The following is a 16,415-nucleotide window of genomic DNA, read 5'->3' as shown; positions in this document are numbered from 1 at the left end:
AGCACATCCGACCCCGACCGACCCGCCCCGCCGCCGACCCGGTCAGAACCCGCGCGTCCGCTTCGAAGCCGGCCGCATCTCGCGCCCCGTCCGGGTCGGCGGCGACGGCAGCACGAACCGGGCCGCCTCCGACCCGACGTTGACGCCCGCCGCGAGCGCGAGCGCCAGCGAGGCCGCGTTGACCAGGCTCAGCCATCCGGTGTCGGTGTGGCCGAGGGACAGGCCCAGCATCCCCTGGTACATCGCGCTCCCCGGCAGCATCGGCCCGATCGCCGGGATCACGTACGGCAGCGCCGAGGTCCCGTGCCGGCGGGCCAGCAGCTGACCGAGCAGGCCGAGCAGCCCGGTCGCCACGGCGGTGGCCAGGACCGGCGCCGCGCCCGCCTCGCGCAGCACCTGGAACACCGCCCACCCGACCGCGCCGCCCGCCGCCGCGACCGGCAGCAGTTGCCGCCGGGCCTGGACCAGGACGGCGAAGGTCAGCGACACCGCGCCGGCCGCGAGGAGTTGGACCACGCGGGGGTTGGCGTTGAGGTTGAAGGTCCCCTCGACGGCGAACTCCACCCCGACCCGGTCGCCGACGTACAGCACGATCGAGATGCCGACGATGATCCCGATGATCAGGTAGAAGACTTCCAGCAGCCGGGCCGCGGCGGTGATGTAGAACCCGGTCAGCCCGTCCTGCACGGCCGCGACCAGGGCTCGGCCGGGCAACAGCGCGAACAGGCCGCCGGTGACCACGGCGTACGGGTTGATCCCGCTGCCGAGTTTGATCATCGCGACGGTGATCGCCGCCGCCGGCATCGAGGCGAGCACGAACTGGTAGAACTCCGGGACGCCGCGGTCCGACAGGAGCTGCGCCAGGCGTTCGCCGATCAGCGCCGCGGCGCACGCGGCGATCGCGACGATCAGGCCGCCGCCGACCATCACGCTCGCGAACGCCGCGATCAGCCCCGCGGACAGCAGCAGGAGCCAGCGCGGATACGGGTGCCGGTTGCGGCGGATGTCGGCGAGCCGGTGGTACGCCTCCTCCAGCGTCAGATCGGCGCCGGTGATGTCCTCGACCAGCTGGTGCGCCTCGTCGAGCCGGGTGTAGTCCACCGCGCGGCGACGCACCACGCGCTCGCCGGTGACGGGTGGTTCGACCAGGGACGGCTGGTAGGACAGCGTGATCGCGACGAAGGTCACGTTGGGCTGGCAGCGTTCCAGACCGTAGGCGTCGGTGATGCCGAGCATCGCCGCCTCGACGTCCTCCCCGCCCTCGCCGCTGGCGAGCAGCAACTCGCCCGTGCGCAGCGCGAGGTCGAGCACGCGCGGGACCGAGGGGCCCGACTCGGGCTTCTCCGGGACGGGCACGATCGGGATGCTCGTGGTGTGGCCGCTGAAGCGCAGCTGGGTGCGCAGCCGGTCCTGCCACGGAGTGGTGCCGCCGCGAGCCGGTGGTTGGCGGACCGGTTCCCAGGGCGCGCGTGGACTCGGGTGGTCGCGGCCGGCCTCGTCGTCCGGCTTTTGCCGCGCGTGCTGCTCCGACACCCCGCCTTGCCCCTTCCGCCGCCCCGGATCCGCCGCTGTCGGGACCCGGAGGACCAGTCTCGCAGTGGCGGTCTCGTCGTCGGTCGGCCGCGTCGATTCGATCGGGTGCATCGAGCACCGGCACTCGTTCCCGACCACCGGCACCGGGCCCGCCGAGATCCCTCCGGAGGAGCACGACCCGGACCCGGTGGATCTTGGACCGTGAGACTGCCCGCACGGCGGCGCATCATGCGGCGCGGCGACTCGGTGGCGCCTCGACGCCTCGACGCCTCGACGATTCGGTGGCTTGGTGGCTCGGTGACTCAGGCGTCCCCGTCGGTCCCGTGCAGGAGACGCCGCAACGCGCCGCCGAGTTCCCGCGGTCCGGAAACCGGGGCCTCGAACTCGAAGCGGACGTCGCAGGTCTGGTCGGGGCCGCCGGTGCGCAGCCGGATTCCGTACCGGTCCAGCGACACGGGGGCGACGCGGTCCGCGCAGGCGGGGGCGCCGGCCACGGTCGCGAGGCGGCACAGGTCGGCGGCGTGCGCGCCGGCGAGGTGCTGGAGGAACTCCGCCTCGTGGACGGCCAGCGGGTCCGGCTCGGCGTCGGCGTAGTCCTCGGGCTCGACGTGCCCGGTGCCCCACAGGTCGTCGACCAGGACCTCGCCGACCTCCAGGCGCACGATCGTGCCGGCGCGCGGCGAGGCGGTCGGGTCGGGGGCGATCTCGGCCAGCCGCACGGCGGCCTCCTCCGCGTCGTCGCCGGTGGGGATGGTGAGCCAGCCCGCGATCCAGCAGTGCGCCCGGACCCGGTGCGGCACCGCGACCGGCGCGACGTCCACCAGGTGCAGCACCGCGGCCACGTCCTCTCGCGCGGTCAGCACGACCGCGGCGGTCTCGCCCGGCACCAGCAGCAGCAGCGAGCCGTCGGGCTCGACCGCCCGCGCCGCGGGGATCACGTGCTCGTCCTTGTCGCCGGGCAGGTCGAGCGTCGCCGAGGTCGCGTGGGCGGCCAGCGTGCGGGCCCGGTCGGCGGTTCGCGGCCGCCGGGAAGAGACATCGGTACGCCCGGCGTTGGCCTGGGTGGGAACAGACACGGGTCCTCCTGGTGGCGGCGCTCGTTTCAGACCCCGATTGAGGTACCGAACGCGTTGTCGTTAAGGTTAGGCTTACCTAAGTCACCCGATCTTGGCAAGACAGCCGCAACCGCAAGGCGGCCGAGGCGCGGCCGCCAGGCAGCCGCACCAGAGCCGCACGACAGCCCGCACGGAGGAACGACCTTGAACCAGACCCGCCCGAAGATCCGGCGCAGCCGCGCCCTGGGTGTGGCGCTCACGCCCAAGGCGGCCAAGTACCTCGAGAACCGGCCCTACCCGCCGGGCGAGCACGGTCGCGGCCGCAAGCAGTCCTCCGACTACAAGACCCGGCTGATGGAGAAGCAGCGGCTGCGCTTCCAGTACGACATCTCCGAGGTCCAGATGCGGGCCGCCTTCGACCGCGCCAACAAGCACGCGGGCAAGACCGGTGACGAACTGGTGGTCGACCTCGAGCGCCGGCTCGACGCGTTCGTGCTGCGGGCCGGCTTCGCGCGCACCGTCTACCAGGCGCGCCAGATGGTCACCCACGGCCACATCGAGGTCAACGGCGGCAAGGTCGACAAGCCCTCCTACCGGCTCAAGCCCGACGACGTCGTGGGCGTGCGCGAGCGCAGCCGCGAGAAGCCGCTGTTCCAGGTCGTGCGCGCCGGCGGCTTCGCGGCGGCCGAGACCCCCCGCTACATCGACGCCCGCCTCGACCTGCTGATGGCCCGCCTGGACCGGCTGCCGCAGCGCCGCGAGGTGCCCGTGATCTGCGACGAGCAGTTGGTGGTCGAGTACTACTCCCGCTGACCCACGGGCACCGCTCCCCCCGATCGACGGATGACACCACCGTCGACCGGCGGGCACCGCTCCGGCCGATCCGCGAGGACCACTCCCGCCGATCGAGCCGCGACACGCGCCATACCGACCGCGCGGGTTTCCTCGTACGAGGGGACTCGCGCGGTCGCGGTAGGGTCGGGTTTTCCGAGGCGGGCGACACGCGTTGCCGCCTCGACTGATCCCACTCATCAAGGAGCGCATGACGGTGTCGGGTGGCGAAGTCGCGCTGATGATCATCGCGGTTTTCTGGGCGATCCTGGTCGCCTTTCTCGCATTGGCGCTGGTCAAGCTGGCGAAGGTGCTCAAGGAAGCCACGCGTCTGGTCTCGGGGGTGGCGGACCAGGCGGTTCCGCTGCTCGACGAGGTGACCGAGACCGTGCGGGCGACCAACGCCCAGATGGCCCGAGTCGACCAGATCGCGGGCAACGTCCAGACCATGACCACGAACGCCACCGCGCTGTCCTCCACGGTCGCCGCGACCCTGGGCGGTCCGCTCGTGAAGACCGCCGCGTTCAGCTACGGCGTCCGCCGCGCGCTCTCCGCGCAGCAGCGAGCCGAGCTGAGCCGCCGGGTGCGCACCGCCGCGAAGGCGCAGAAGGTCGCACGGCAGCGCACCATGCGCGGGAGGGGCTGACCGATGGCGAGGCTGTTCTGGATCGCGGTCGGCGCCGGCGCCGGCGTCTGGGCCGCGCGCAAGGTCAAGGACAAGGCGTACAAGTACACGCCCGAGGGCGTCGCCGACAATGTCACCGGCATCGGCGAGGCCATCAAGTACTTCGCGGACGAGATCCGCGCGGGCATGGCCGAGCGCGAGCAGGAGCTGTATCGGGCGATCGGCGCCGACGTGGCCGCGGCCGCACTGCCGCCCGCTCCCGTTCGACGGGTGCTGCCCGGCGCGCGCGAGCCGCACGACGACTGGCACGACGGGCGTGACCTGTACGACCCGCGTGAGCTGTACGAAGGCAAAGCAAGGTACGACCGAAGGGACGGCAGCTGATGGAATCGGCAGAGATCCGCAAGCGCTGGCTGCGCTTTTTCGAAGAGCGCGGACACACTGTCGTCCCGTCCGCCTCCCTCGTCGCGGACGACCCCACGCTGCTGCTGGTGAACGCCGGCATGGTGCCGTTCAAGCCCTACTTCCTGGGTGAGGTCAAGCCGGACTTCAAGCGCGCCACCAGCGTGCAGAAGTGCGTGCGCACGCTGGACATCGAAGAGGTCGGGAAGACCACCCGGCACGGCTCGTTCTTCCAGATGTGCGGCAACTTCTCGTTCGGCGACTACTTCAAGGAAGGCGCGATCGGCTTCGCCTGGGAGCTGCTCACCAACTCGATCGAGGATGGCGGCTACGGGCTCGACCCCGAGAAGCTGTGGATCACCGTCTACCTCGACGACGACGAGGCCGAGCGGATCTGGCGGGACGTGATCGGCGTGCCGGCCGAGCGCATCCAGCGGCTCGGCAAGTCCGAGAACTTCTGGTCGATGGGCGTGCCCGGGCCGTGCGGTCCGTGCTCCGAGATCAACTACGACCGCGGCCCCGCCTACGGCGAGGAGGGCGGCCCGGCCGTCAACGGCGAGCGCTACCTGGAGATCTGGAACCTGGTCTTCATGCAGTACGAGCGCGGCGCCGGAACCGGCAAGGACGACTACCCGATCCTGGGTGAGCTGCCCGCGAAGAACATCGACACCGGGCTCGGCCTGGAGCGCCTGGCGTGCATTCTCCAGGGCGTCGACAACCTGTACGAGATCGACACCTCGCGGATGATCCTCGACCGCGCCGCCGAACTCACCGGCAAGACCTACGGCGAGGACAACAGGACCGACGTGTCCCTGCGCGTGGTGGCCGACCACGTGCGCACCGCCGTGATGCTGATCGGCGACGGCGTGGTCCCGGGCAACGAGGGCCGCGGCTACGTGCTGCGCCGGATGATGCGCCGCGCGATCCGCAACATGCGCCTGATGGGCGCCGAGGGCGAGACGCTGCACGACCTGGTCGAGACCACGATCAAGGCGATGGGTCCGCAGTACCCGAACCTGATCGAGGAGTCCGAGCGGATCGACGCGGTCTCGGTGGCCGAGGAGAAGCGCTTCCTGGCCCGGCTCCAGGAGGGCACCGCGCTGCTCGACGAGTCGATCGTCAAGGCGAAGAGCTCCGGTCGGGCGACGCTTCCCGGCGAGGTGGCGTTCCTGCTGCACGACACCGAGGGCTTCCCGATCGACCTCACCCTGGAGATCGCGGCCGAGCAGGGCCTGGCGGTCGACGAGGACGGCTTCCGCCGGCTCATGGACGAGCAGCGTCAGCGCGCCAAGAAGGACGCGCAGGCGCGCAAGCAGGGGCTCGCCGACCTCTCCGTGTACCGCGAGGTCGCGGACGCGGCCGGCGGCACCGTGTTCACCGGCTACCTGAACACCTCCAACGAGGTGACCGTGGTCGGCCTGCTCGTGGACGGCGTGCCCGCGCCCGCCGCGCACGAGGGCGACGAGGTCGAGGTCGTGCTCAACCACACCCCCTTCTACGCCGAGGGCGGCGGCCAGCTCGCCGACACCGGCCGGATCCGGCTCGACACCGGCGCCGTGGTCGAGGTGCGCGACGTGCAGACCCCCGTCGCGGGTGTCACCGTGCACCGCGGCCGGGTCCAGGTCGGCGAGGTCCTGGTCGGCGCCAACGCGCTCGCCCAGATCGACACCGGCCGCCGCAACGCGATCGCCCGCGCGCACAGCGCCACCCACCTGACCCACCAGGCGCTGCGCGACGCGCTCGGCCCGACCGCGGCGCAGGCCGGCTCGGAGAACGCGCCCGGCCGCTTCCGGTTCGACTTCGGCGCGCCCGGCGCGGTCCCCGGCAGCGTGCTCACCGACGTCGAGCAGAAGATCAACGAGGTGCTCGCGCGCGACCTCGACGTCACCGCCGAGGTGATGTCGATGGACGAGGCGAAGAAGCAGGGCGCCGTGATGATGTTCGGCGAGAAGTACGGCGACCGCGTGCGCGTGGTCACCATGGGGGACTACTCCAAGGAGCTGTGCGGCGGCACGCACGTGCACAACACCGCGCAGCTGGGCCTGGTCAAGCTGCTCGGCGAGTCCTCGATCGGCGCCGGCGTGCGCCGGGTCGAGGCGCTGGTGGGCGTGGACGCGTACAACTTCCTGGCGCGCGAGCACACCATCGTCAACCAGCTCACCGACGTGGTGAAGGGCCGCCCGGAGGACCTGCCCGACCGGGTCGCCTCGATCATGGCCAAGTTGCGCGACGCCGAGAAGGAGATCGCGGCCCTGCGCGGCGCCCAGGTGCTCCAGGCGGCCGCGGGGCTCGTCGAGGGCGCACAGGACGTGCACGGCGTCGCGCTCGCGACCGCGCAGCTCCCGGACGGCACCACGCCCGACGACCTGCGCAAGCTCGCCCTCGACGTGCGCGGCCGGCTCGCGGCGCGCCCGGCGGCGGTCGCGGTCGTGTCGGTCGTGAACGGCAAGCCGATGGTCGTGGTGGCCGCCAACGAGGCCGCACGCGAGCGCGGCGTCAAGGCCGGCGAGCTGGTCCGGGTCGCGGCCCAGACCCTCGGCGGCGGCGGTGGCGGCAAGGACGACGTCGCCCAGGGCGGCGGGTCCGACCCGGGCAAGGTGGCCGACGCACTGGCCGCCGTCACCCGGACAGTCGCCGAACGCGCCTCCTGAGCCGTCCCTTAACCTCGTTCCCCCGGCGCGTGTGGAAGTCTGGCCCCGGACTCCCGCGACCGCCGGGGGGACTTGTATGACGGGGCGTCATGCCCGAATAGTGAGTGACGCAGAATCTGTGACGGAGAGCCGACCTTGAGACGCGGAGTACGAATTGCCGTCGACGTGGGAGACGTTCGGATCGGCGTCGCGGCCAGCGATCCGCACGGGTTGATCGCCACCCCTGTCGAGACGGTTCCGGCCGGAAAGCGCGACGTCGCGCGCATCCTCGAACTCGTCGCCGAGTACGAGGCGATCGAACTGATCGTCGGCCTGCCACGTTCGCTGTCCGGCAAGGAGGGCGCGGCCGCGGCCAAGGCCCGTGCCTTCGCCGGTCGGCTGGTGGCGGCGCTGGACCCCGCCGTCGGCGTGCGGCTGGTCGACGAGCGGCTCACCACCGTCACCGCCACCCGCGGCCTCCAGGCCTCCGGCGTCAAGGCGAAGAAGGCCCGCGGCGTCGTCGACCAGGCGGCTGCGATCGTGATCCTGCAAAACGCGCTCGACACCGAGCGTGGTTCCGGACGTCCCCCCGGTCAGGCGGTGCCCCCCATCGCCGCGCCCGGACCCGTCTCCGACTCTGAAAGGCCCACGGCATGAGCGACGTCGGACTGCGTATGGAGTCGGAGCCGCGCAGCCGGCGACGGGGCAAGGACGACAACTCGCGGGGTGGGCGGCGCGGCCGCGGCCGCAAGAAGAAGAACCGCAGCGGTTGTGCGGTCTTCGTCGCCCTCGCGATCGTCCTGGCCATCGTCGGCGGCGGTGGCTACTGGGCCTACGGCTTCCTGAAGGACCGTTTCGGCCCGCCGCCGGACTACAACGGCCCCGGCCAGGGTTCGCTCGTGGTCGAGATCAAGAGCGGCTGGGCCACCCCGCAGATGGCCAACGAGCTCAAGCGGGTCGGGGTCACCAAGAGCGTCGAGGCCTTCACCAAGGTCGCCCGCGAGGACAAGGACCAGCGCGCCTCCAAGATCCAGCCCGGCGCGTACACGATGGCCAAGAAGATGTCCGCCAAGGCCGCGTTCGAGATCCTGGTCAACCCGAAGAACAAGCAGGACTACATCCTCAAGCCCGGCCGCCGGGCCACCCAGGTCTTCGACGAACTGGCCAAGACCCTCAAGGTGCCCAAGGAACAGGTCGAGGCCGCCGCGAAGAACCCGTCGATCGGGCTGCCGCCGTACGCCGAGGGCAACATCGAGGGCTTCCTGCTCCCCGCCTCCTACGTCGCGGCGCCGGGCATGGATCCCGTCGTGGTGCTCAAGGAGATGGTGAGCCGCGCCGTCAAGGAGTACGACAAGAACGGCCTGGTGGCCAAGGCCGCGGAGATGGGCAAGACGCCCCGCCAGATCATCATCATCGCGAGCCTGGTCGAGGCCGAGGGCAAGACCACCGACGACAAGGGCAAGGTCGCCCAGGTCATCTACAACCGGCTCGGGAAGAACATGAGCCTGGGTCTGGACTCGACGATCAACTACTACCTCAACAAGAGCAACGTGCAGCTCACCACCAAGGAACTCAACGACGCGAGCAACCCGTACAACACGCGCGTCAAGAAGGGCCTGCCGCCGGGGCCGATCAGCAACCCGAGCAAGGCCGCGATCGACGCCGCGCTGTCGCCGCCGACCGGCAAGCTGCTGTACTTCGTGACGGTCAACCCGGTGTCCGGTGAGACCAAGTTCTCGGAGACGGACGCGCAGTTCCAGATCGACAACAAGGAACTGCAGAAGTGGATCGCGGAGCACCCCGGCCAGTGACGACAGGGACCACAGTGACGACAGGGCCACCCGCCCCGCGCCGGGCCGCCGTGCTCGGCGCGCCCATCCGGCACTCGCTGTCCCCGGTCCTGCACCGGGCCGCGTACGCCGAACTGGGCCTGACCCACTGGACCTACGACGCGTACGAGATCGACGAGGCGGCGTTGGCCGACTTCGTCGGCGGGCTCGACGCGTCGTGGGCCGGGCTCTCGCTCACGATGCCGCTCAAGCGCGCGATCCGGCCGCTGCTCGACGAGATCGCCGCGGTCGCGCGCGACGTGGACGCGGTGAACACGGTCGTGTTCACCGCCGACGGGCGGCGGGTCGGCGACAACACCGACGTGCCGGGTCTGGTCGCGGCGCTGCGCGAACGCGGGGTGACCCGGGTCGAGTCGGCGGCCGTGCTGGGGGCCGGCGCGACCGCGACGTCGGCGCTGGCCGCGCTGCGTGACGTCACCGACGGGCCGGTGCGGGTGTACGTGCGGGGCGAGGACCGGGCGCGCGAGATGCGGGTGGCCGGCGAACGGCTGGGCGTCGTGGTGGACGCCCGGCCGTGGACGGAGGCCGCCGAGGCGCTGCGCGCGCCGCTCGTGGTGGCGACCACGCCCAAGGGCGCGGTCGACCACCTCGCGATCGACCTGCCGGCCGAGCCCGGAGTGCTCTTCGACGTCGTCTACGACCCGTGGCCGACCGCGCTCGCGAACGCGTGGGATCGGGCCGGTGGCGCGGTCGTGGGCGGGCTCGATCTGCTCGTGCACCAGGCGGTGTTGCAGGTCGCCCTGATGACCGGTCGCCCCGGACCGTTGGCCGCCATGCGCGCCGCGGGCGAGGCCGCGCTCGCGGGGCGGCCGTGATCGCCGGCCGCGTCCGGATCGGTTCCCGCGTCCGGATCGCTCGTCGAATCCGTCGTCCCCGGCCGCCGGCGCGAATCCGATCATGTGATCGGCGTTGGGGACGACGGAACGTGAGTGCCCTGCGATTCTGCGTATCGTCACAGGCGTGATCGTCGGACTCACTTTCCTGTGTGCGCTGCTCGGCTTCGGCGCCGGGCTCGGCCTGCCCCGTCCCATCCACCTCTTCCTCGCCGGGGGAGCCCGCTCCGGCGCAGGCTCCCTCGGTGTCCCCGCAAGTCCCGTCACGGCCGGGTCGGGACGATTCGGCACCCTGCCGCTCGCGGCGCTGACCGCGCTGGTGTGCGCGCTGCTCGCGTGGCGCCTCGGTCCCGGCCTGGACCTGCTCGCGTTCCTGGTGCTCGCGGTCGCGGGCGTCACGCTCGCCGTCGTGGACGTGCGCACCCTGCGGCTGCCGGATCCGGTGCTGCTGGTGACGCTGTTCACCGGGCTGACCCTGTTGGGCATGGAGTCGCTCGCGCTCGGCGATTTCACGCCGTATTGGCGCGCGTTGTTCGGTGGCGCCACGCTGGCCGGCTATCACCTGTGCCTGGCCGCGCTCTCGCGCGGCTGCCTGGGCATGGGCGACGTCAAGCTGGCCGGGGTGCTCGGCCTGCACCTGACCTGGCTGGGCTGGGGGGTGCTGGTCACCGGCGCGTTCCTGGCCTTCCTGCTGGCCGGGCTCGCCGCCGGCGTGCTGTTGCTCGCGGGCCGCGCGCGCCGCGGCACCCGGCTTCCCTTCGGGCCCTGGCTGCTGCTCGGCGCGCTCGGCGGCGTGTTGTGCGGCGAGCAGTTGTCCCGTGCGCATCTCGCCTGGTGAGACGATGGACGTCCGCGTGACGGGTGTCCGCCAGGTGGACGCGGCGATGAGGGCACTGCGCCGGCGTGAAAGGATTCACGCGGACATATCTCGGGACGAACCGCGGACAACCGCGCCGTTCCCGCGACGCGGTACGAGGAAAGCGCAAGAAGGAGCATTCGTGGGCAACCTACGCTGGCTGACCGCTGGGGAGTCGCACGGCCCCGCACTCGTCGCCACCCTCGAGGGGCTGCCCGCGGGCGTGCCCGTCACCACCGAGCTCGTCGCGGACGCGCTCGCGCGCCGCCGACTCGGCTACGGGCGCGGCGCGCGGATGAAGTTCGAGCGCGACGAGGTGACCTTCCTCGGCGGCGTTCGACACGGCCTCACCCAGGGCGGACCGGTCGCGGTGATGATCGGCAACACCGAGTGGCCCAAGTGGGAGACGGTCATGTCGGCCGACCCGGTCGACCCGGAGCAACTCGCCTCGCTGGCCCGCAACAACGCGCTGACCCGGCCCCGGCCCGGCCACGCCGACCTGGCCGGCATGCAGAAGTACGGCTTCGACGAGGCCCGGCCGATCCTGGAGCGCGCCAGCGCCCGCGAGACCGCCGCCCGGGTCGCGCTCGGCGCGATCGCCCGCTCGTTCCTCCAGCAGGTCGCCGGCATTCGGATCGTCAGCCACGTCGTCGAGTTCGGCGCGGCCAAGGCGCCCGCCGGCGTGCTGCCGGGGCCCGACGACACCGCGCGCCTGGACGCCGATCCGGTCCGCTGCCTCGACGCCGACGCGTCGGCCGCGATGGTGGCCGAGGTGGACGACGCGCAGAAGGCCGGCGACACCCTCGGCGGCGTGGTCGAGGTGCTCGCGTACGGCCTCCCGCCGGGTCTGGGCAGCCACGTGCACTGGGACCGCCGGCTCGACTCGCGGCTCGCGGGCGCGCTGATGGGCATCCAGGCGATCAAGGGCGTCGAACTGGGCGACGGCTTCGGCCTGGCCCGGGTGCGCGGCTCGAAGGCGCACGACGAGATCGTCAACACCCCCGACGGCGCACGCCGCACGTCGCACCGCTCCGGCGGTGTCGAGGGCGGCATGTCCACCGGCGAGGTGCTGCGTGTGCGGGCCGCGATGAAGCCCATCGCGACCGTGCCCCGCGCGCTCGCCACCTTCGACGTGCGCACCGGCGAGCCCGCGCAGGCGCACCACCAGCGCTCCGACGTCGCGGCCGTGCCGGCCTCCGGCATCGTCGCCGAGGCGATGGTCGCGCTCGTGCTCGCCGACCTGGTCACCGAGAAGTTCGGCGGCGACTCGGTCGCCGAGACCACTCGCAACGTGCGCGGCTACCTGGACGCGCTGGAGATTCGGTAGCGCATGGCGGACAACAGGGGTGTCGGGGACATCGGGGATACCGACGTTCGCCCGCTGGTGGTCCTGGTGGGACCGCCCGGCGCGGGCAAGACCACGGTGGGCACGCTGCTCGCCGCGGCGTACGGGGTCGGGTTCCGCGACACCGACACCGACGTCGAGGACCGTGCGGGCAAGTCGATTCCGGACATCTTCGTGGACGAGGGCGAGGCGTACTTCCGCGCCCTCGAACACGACGCGGTCGCCGCGGCCCTCGCCGGCCACGCCGGAGTGCTCGCGCTCGGCGGCGGCGCGATCCTGGACGACGCCACGCGCGCGCTGCTCAAGGGGCACCACGTGGTGTTCCTGGAGGTCGAACTCGCCGACGCGGTGCGGCGGGTGGGGCTGGACGCGCCGCGCCCGCTGCTCGTGGGCAACCCGCGGGCGCGCTGGCGCGAGCTGATGGAACAGCGCCGACCGCTGTACACCGAGGTCGCGGTCGCCACGGTGACCACCGCCGGGCGCACCCCCGACGAGGTCGTCGCCGAGATCCGGGCCGGCCTCGGCACACACGCCGAGACCACCGAGCCCGCGAGGACCGAGCCCGAGACGACCGAGCCCGAGACGACCGAGCCCGCGAAGACCGAGCCCGGGGCCACCGGGCCCGGCGAGACCGCGGCCGACAAGACCGTGCCCGACAAGGACGTGAAGCGATGACCGGCAACACCACCGAGCCCGTCCGGATCCGCGTCGGCGGCACGTCAGAGCCCTACGACGTGCTCGTAGGCACCGGCCTGCTCGGCGAACTCGCGGGCCTGATCGGCACGTCCGCCCGCCGCGTCGCGATCCTGCACCCCGAGGCGCTCACCGCGACCGGCGAGGCGGTGCGCGAGGACCTCGCCGCGCAGGGCTACGAGGCGATCGCCATCCAGGTGCCCAACGCCGAGGAGGCCAAGGACGTCGCGGTCGCGGCCTACTGCTGGTCGGTGCTCGGCCAGACCGGCTTCACCCGCTCCGACGTGATCGTCGGCATCGGCGGCGGCGCCACCACCGACCTCGCGGGCTTCGTCGCCGCCACCTGGCTGCGCGGCGTGCGCTGGATCGCGATGCCCACCACGCTGCTGGGCATGGTCGACGCGGCCGTGGGCGGCAAGACCGGGATCAACACGGTCGAGGGCAAGAACCTGGTCGGCGCGTTCCACCCGCCGGCCGGCGTGCTCGCCGACCTGGCCACGCTCGAATCGCTCCCGCGCAACGACTACGTGAGCGGCCTCGCCGAGGTGATCAAGGCCGGCTTCATCGCCGACCCGGTGATCCTCGACCTGGTCGAGGCCGACCCCGAGGCGGCCCGCAGCCCGCAGGGCAAGGACACCGCCGAGCTGATCACCCGGGCCATCCAGGTCAAGGCCGACGTGGTCTCCGGCGACCTCAAGGAGGCCGGCCGCCGCGAGATCCTCAACTACGGCCACACCCTCGCGCACGCGATCGAGAAGGCCGAGCGCTACAAGTGGCGGCACGGCGCGGCGGTCAGCGTCGGCATGGTCTACGCCGCCGAGCTGGGCCGGATCGCGGGCCGGCTCGACGACGCGACCGCCGACCGGCACCGCACCGTGCTCGCGTCGGTCGGCCTGCCGCTGACCTACCGCGGCGACGCGTGGCCCAAGCTGCTCGAGACGATGCGCGTGGACAAGAAGTCGCGCGGCGACCTGCTCCGCTTCATCGTCCTGGACGGCCTGGCCAAGCCGGTCGTCCTGGAGGGCCCCGACCCGACCTTCCTGGTCGCCGCCTACGCCGAGGTCTCCGCGTGAGCCCGCGCCGGGTCCTGGTCCTCAACGGCCCCAACCTCGGCCGGCTCGGCAGCCGCGAGCCCGACGTGTACGGCGCGACGTCGTACAAGGGCCTGGTCGCCGAGTGCGAACGGCTCGGCGCCGAGCTCGGGTTCGCCGTCGAGGTGCGCGAGACCAACGACGAGGGCGAGATCATCCGCTGGATGCACGAGGCCGCCGACGGCCGGATCCCCGTCGTGATGAACCCGGGCGCGTTCACGCACTACTCCTACGGGCTGCGCGACGCGGTCGCCCAGCGCACCGCGCCGTTCATCGAGGTGCACATCTCCAACCCGTACGCGCGCGAGCAGTTCCGACACACCAGCGTGGTGGCCGCGGTCGCCAGCGGCACGATCGCCGGCTTCGGGATCGGCTCCTACCGACTCGCACTGCGCGCGCTCGCCGAGGAGCTCGACGACTGAACCGTCGGATCCGACCGAGCCGACCGAGCCGACCGATTCGACCGAGTCGACGGACCTGACGGACCTGACGGACCTGACAGACCCCGGGCCGGGTCACCCACGTGGGTGACCCGGCCCGGTTCGTTCACCCCAACAGCCGCCCGATCGCCGTCGCGATCTCCGGGTGGGACAGGTACGCGCCGATGTCGTGCGCGCGATCGTGCGGATTGGCCACCACGCGCTCCGCGCCGAGCCCGCTCCAGTCGTCCGTCAACGGACACCCGATCGCGACCGGGTCGGTCGGGCACCACACGTTCAGCCACGGCCCCGCGATCGGCGGCAGGTGCGGCCCGCCCACGCGCAGCCGCGAGTACACGGTGTCCAGGCCCAGCGGACTGCCCGCGGTGACCAACCCCGCCACCGTCACCCGCCCAGCGAGCCGCGGCAGCAGGTCCATCGCCACCACCGTGCCCAGACTGTGCGCGACCACCACCACCGACCCGGACGTGGGCACGCAGTCGAGGACCTGTTCGAGTACCGCCTCACGCGTGTCGTTCGCGTCCAGATAGGCCGCGACATCCCGGAACGCGGTCTTGATCACCGCCCGGTCCACGCCCGTGTGCGCCGCGATCCAGCCCAGCGGCCCGCGCATCGCGCCCACCACGCCGCCCCAGACGCCCTCGTTCGCCACGACCTGCTCCGCGGGCATCCCGGCCCGGCGCGCCGCCTCGTCCAGCAACCGCCCGTACAACACCCGGGCGGACGGCGACAACGACGCCTCCACCGGCGCGACGGAGTCGATCGATTCGATCGCCTCGGTCGCCTCGATCGACTCCATGACCTCCGCGAGCCGGTTGCCGTAGAAGGGGAACCACGCGTCCTCGGGGTCCACCGTCGGCAGCCCAGCCATGGTCAGGCCGCTGTTCAGCCCGGCCGCCCAGCTCCGCCGCAGCACCGCCGGGTCGCGTCCCTGCTGGCTGCGCCCGTGCACCAACACGAGCTGTACCCGCCCGCCGAACGCCCCCGCCCGCCCGCGCACCCCCGCATGGGCGATCGCCTCGGCACCCCCGCCTGCGGCGACCGCCGTCCGCGGCGCCGGCAGCGCCGTGCGCGGCCCGGGAGCCGAGCCCAGGCCCGACGCGGGACCCAGCTCCGCGAGCAGCGCGCGCTGCGCGTCACCGGCCGCCAACTCGCCGAGCCGGCGCAGGATCGCGCTGACCCGGACGCCCTCGTTGGCGATCCACTTGATCGCGGCCAGTCCCTGTGCGGGCTCCCACGGCCGGCCTTGCAGATTCAGCACGGCCCCGGCGTCGTCGTGCGCGGGCACGCCGCTGTGGTGCAGGGCGACGGCCTCCCACTGGTCGTTGAACACCGGTGAGCCGGAGTTGCCCGGCTCGGTGTCGGTCTCGTACTGGAGGAAGTCGTCGAAGCGCTGGGCGAATCGGTTCTCCCGGATCGCGATTTCCTTGAGCCGCCCGTCCGGGTGGCCGATCACGTTCACCGGGTCGCCGACCACGAGCTTGCCCTCGGCCGCGATCAGCGCGACCCGCCCGAAGACCTGACCCGGCAGCCGCCCGTCGCCGCCCGGGCGCATCGCCACGAGCGTGAAGTCGAGGTCCTCGTCGGTCAGGAACAGGGTGTCCGGATCCGGGGTGAACCGCGTCGTGTTCGTCGGCAGCTCGTTGTCGATGCCCATCTCGGCGCCGAACTCGGCGAACGCCCCGCGCGCGGTCGCGGCGTCCGGGAAGACGTGATGGTTGGTCAGCAGCAGCCGCGGCGCCACCAGGAAGCCGGTCGCCTGCGGCTGGACCGGACCGCCCGTCGAATACCAGACCCGCGCGACACACGCGGCGGCCCGCACGCCGCGGGTCAGGAAGTTCAGGCTCTGTAGATCGTTGGACGCGCCTATGATCCGCTCGGCCAATCGGAACCCGTCCTCGTCCGGCGCGGTCGCGAGGAGCAGCCTCCCGGGCACCTCGTGCCGCTCCACCAACCGGGCCGCGCGCTGTTCGAGCCGGCCCCCGTCGTCCGGGAACCGCATGCCCGCGGCGCGCCGCTCGTCGATCGCCACCCGAACCGCCTCGGTCGCCCGATACCGCGCGCCGGCGGCCCGGATCTGCCGTGTCAGACGCTCGTCCACCCAGTCGGCGTGTGTCCCGTCATTTCCGCTGATTTCCACTACGTCACACCCCCTCGGAGGCAGCGTAGAACCGGGGATCGGCCCCGCGTCCGGCCTTCGCGCGATTGCACCCGTCCGGGCTCGAACGATG

General features: G+C 72.4%; 14 protein-coding genes and 1 pseudogene. 12 read left to right on the top strand and 3 right to left on the bottom strand.

Features of this window, described 5'->3' with window-relative positions; translation table 11 throughout:
* Positions 1–42 precede the first annotated feature (42 nt).
* Both OG928_RS05565 and OG928_RS05560 read right to left on the bottom strand, forming a co-directional pair.
* On the bottom strand, positions 43–1,533 hold the full coding sequence (locus OG928_RS05565; protein ID WP_406280114.1) for a threonine/serine exporter ThrE family protein: 1,491 nt from the start codon (positions 1,531–1,533) through the stop codon (positions 43–45).
* 302 nt (positions 1,534–1,835) lie between these two features.
* Positions 1,836–2,609: a DUF2470 domain-containing protein gene (locus OG928_RS05560; RefSeq protein WP_406280111.1), complete on the bottom strand. Its 774-nt coding sequence runs from the start codon at positions 2,607–2,609 to the stop codon at positions 1,836–1,838.
* Positions 2,610–2,792: 183 nt separating this feature from the next.
* Between OG928_RS05560 and rpsD the strand changes: the two genes are divergently transcribed.
* The 12 genes and pseudogenes from rpsD to aroQ all read left to right on the top strand — a co-directional run bounded on the left by rpsD (position 2,793) and on the right by aroQ (position 14,166).
* The gene (gene rpsD / locus OG928_RS05555) at positions 2,793–3,401 is read left to right on the top strand and encodes a 30S ribosomal protein S4 (RefSeq protein WP_406280108.1); all 609 of its coding nucleotides are present in this window, start codon (positions 2,793–2,795) and stop codon (positions 3,399–3,401) included.
* A 229-nt stretch (positions 3,402–3,630) separates the two neighbouring features.
* On the top strand, positions 3,631–4,065 hold the full coding sequence (locus OG928_RS05550; RefSeq protein ID WP_406280106.1) for a DUF948 domain-containing protein: 435 nt from the start codon (positions 3,631–3,633) through the stop codon (positions 4,063–4,065).
* Positions 4,066–4,068: 3 nt separating this feature from the next.
* Positions 4,069–4,428 carry a DUF6167 family protein gene (locus OG928_RS05545; protein WP_406280103.1) on the top strand — a complete coding sequence of 120 codons (360 nt, stop codon included), beginning with the start codon at positions 4,069–4,071 and terminating at the stop codon, positions 4,426–4,428.
* Positions 4,428–7,097 carry an alanine--tRNA ligase gene (gene alaS, locus OG928_RS05540; RefSeq protein ID WP_406280100.1) on the top strand — a complete coding sequence of 890 codons (2,670 nt, stop codon included), beginning with the start codon at positions 4,428–4,430 and terminating at the stop codon, positions 7,095–7,097. The genes OG928_RS05545 and alaS overlap by 1 nt, the downstream gene beginning before the upstream one ends.
* Positions 7,098–7,232: 135 nt before the next feature.
* Complete coding sequence (gene ruvX, locus OG928_RS05535; protein WP_406280097.1) at positions 7,233–7,733, top strand: Holliday junction resolvase RuvX; 501 nt, start codon at positions 7,233–7,235, stop codon at positions 7,731–7,733.
* Entirely contained in the window at positions 7,730–8,887 is a 1,158-nt protein-coding gene (gene mltG / locus OG928_RS05530) for an endolytic transglycosylase MltG (RefSeq protein WP_406280094.1), read from the top strand. Before ruvX ends, mltG begins: the two co-directional genes overlap by 4 nt.
* Positions 8,888–8,901: 14 nt before the next feature.
* Positions 8,902–9,741 carry a shikimate dehydrogenase gene (locus tag OG928_RS05525; protein ID WP_406280091.1) on the top strand — a complete coding sequence of 280 codons (840 nt, stop codon included), beginning with the start codon at positions 8,902–8,904 and terminating at the stop codon, positions 9,739–9,741.
* A gap of 145 nt (positions 9,742–9,886) precedes the next feature.
* Complete coding sequence (locus tag OG928_RS05520; RefSeq protein ID WP_406280088.1) at positions 9,887–10,597, top strand: prepilin peptidase; 711 nt, start codon at positions 9,887–9,889, stop codon at positions 10,595–10,597.
* Between the two features lie 160 nt (positions 10,598–10,757).
* Positions 10,758–11,942: a chorismate synthase gene (gene aroC, locus OG928_RS05515; RefSeq protein ID WP_406280085.1), complete on the top strand. Its 1,185-nt coding sequence runs from the start codon at positions 10,758–10,760 to the stop codon at positions 11,940–11,942.
* Between the two features lie 3 nt (positions 11,943–11,945).
* A pseudogene (locus OG928_RS05510) lies at positions 11,946–12,491 on the top strand (shikimate kinase); the annotation flags it as partial.
* A gap of 140 nt (positions 12,492–12,631) precedes the next feature.
* Positions 12,632–13,726, top strand: a complete 1,095-nt coding sequence (aroB, locus tag OG928_RS05505; protein WP_406280082.1) for a 3-dehydroquinate synthase — start codon at positions 12,632–12,634, stop codon at positions 13,724–13,726.
* A complete protein-coding gene (gene aroQ / locus OG928_RS05500; protein WP_406280079.1) occupies positions 13,723–14,166 on the top strand; it encodes a type II 3-dehydroquinate dehydratase in 444 nt (147 codons plus the stop codon). The genes aroB and aroQ overlap by 4 nt, the downstream gene beginning before the upstream one ends.
* 124 nt (positions 14,167–14,290) lie before the next feature.
* Here the strand turns inward: aroQ and OG928_RS05495 are convergent, their stop codons facing one another.
* Positions 14,291–16,285, bottom strand: a complete 1,995-nt coding sequence (locus tag OG928_RS05495; protein ID WP_406280076.1) for a trypsin-like serine peptidase — start codon at positions 16,283–16,285, stop codon at positions 14,291–14,293.
* Positions 16,286–16,415 lie beyond the last annotated feature (130 nt).

Source organism: Embleya sp. NBC_00896, assembly GCF_045207785.1.
In the GTDB taxonomy this organism is placed as follows: Bacteria; Actinomycetota; Actinomycetes; order Streptomycetales; family Streptomycetaceae; genus Embleya.
This window is presented reverse-complemented; position numbering and strand designations above follow the sequence as displayed.

Coding starts and splice junctions, on each gene's coding strand:
- OG928_RS05550 (WP_406280106.1), top strand. CDS start 3,631: ATGACGGTGTCGGGTGGCGAAGTCGCGCTGATGATCATCGCGGTTTTC.
- OG928_RS05545 (WP_406280103.1), top strand. CDS start 4,069: ATGGCGAGGCTGTTCTGGATCGCGGTCGGCGCCGGCGCCGGCGTCTGG.
- alaS (WP_406280100.1), top strand. CDS start 4,428: ATGGAATCGGCAGAGATCCGCAAGCGCTGGCTGCGCTTTTTCGAAGAG.
- mltG (WP_406280094.1), top strand. CDS start 7,730: ATGAGCGACGTCGGACTGCGTATGGAGTCGGAGCCGCGCAGCCGGCGA.
- aroB (WP_406280082.1), top strand. CDS start 12,632: ATGACCGGCAACACCACCGAGCCCGTCCGGATCCGCGTCGGCGGCACG.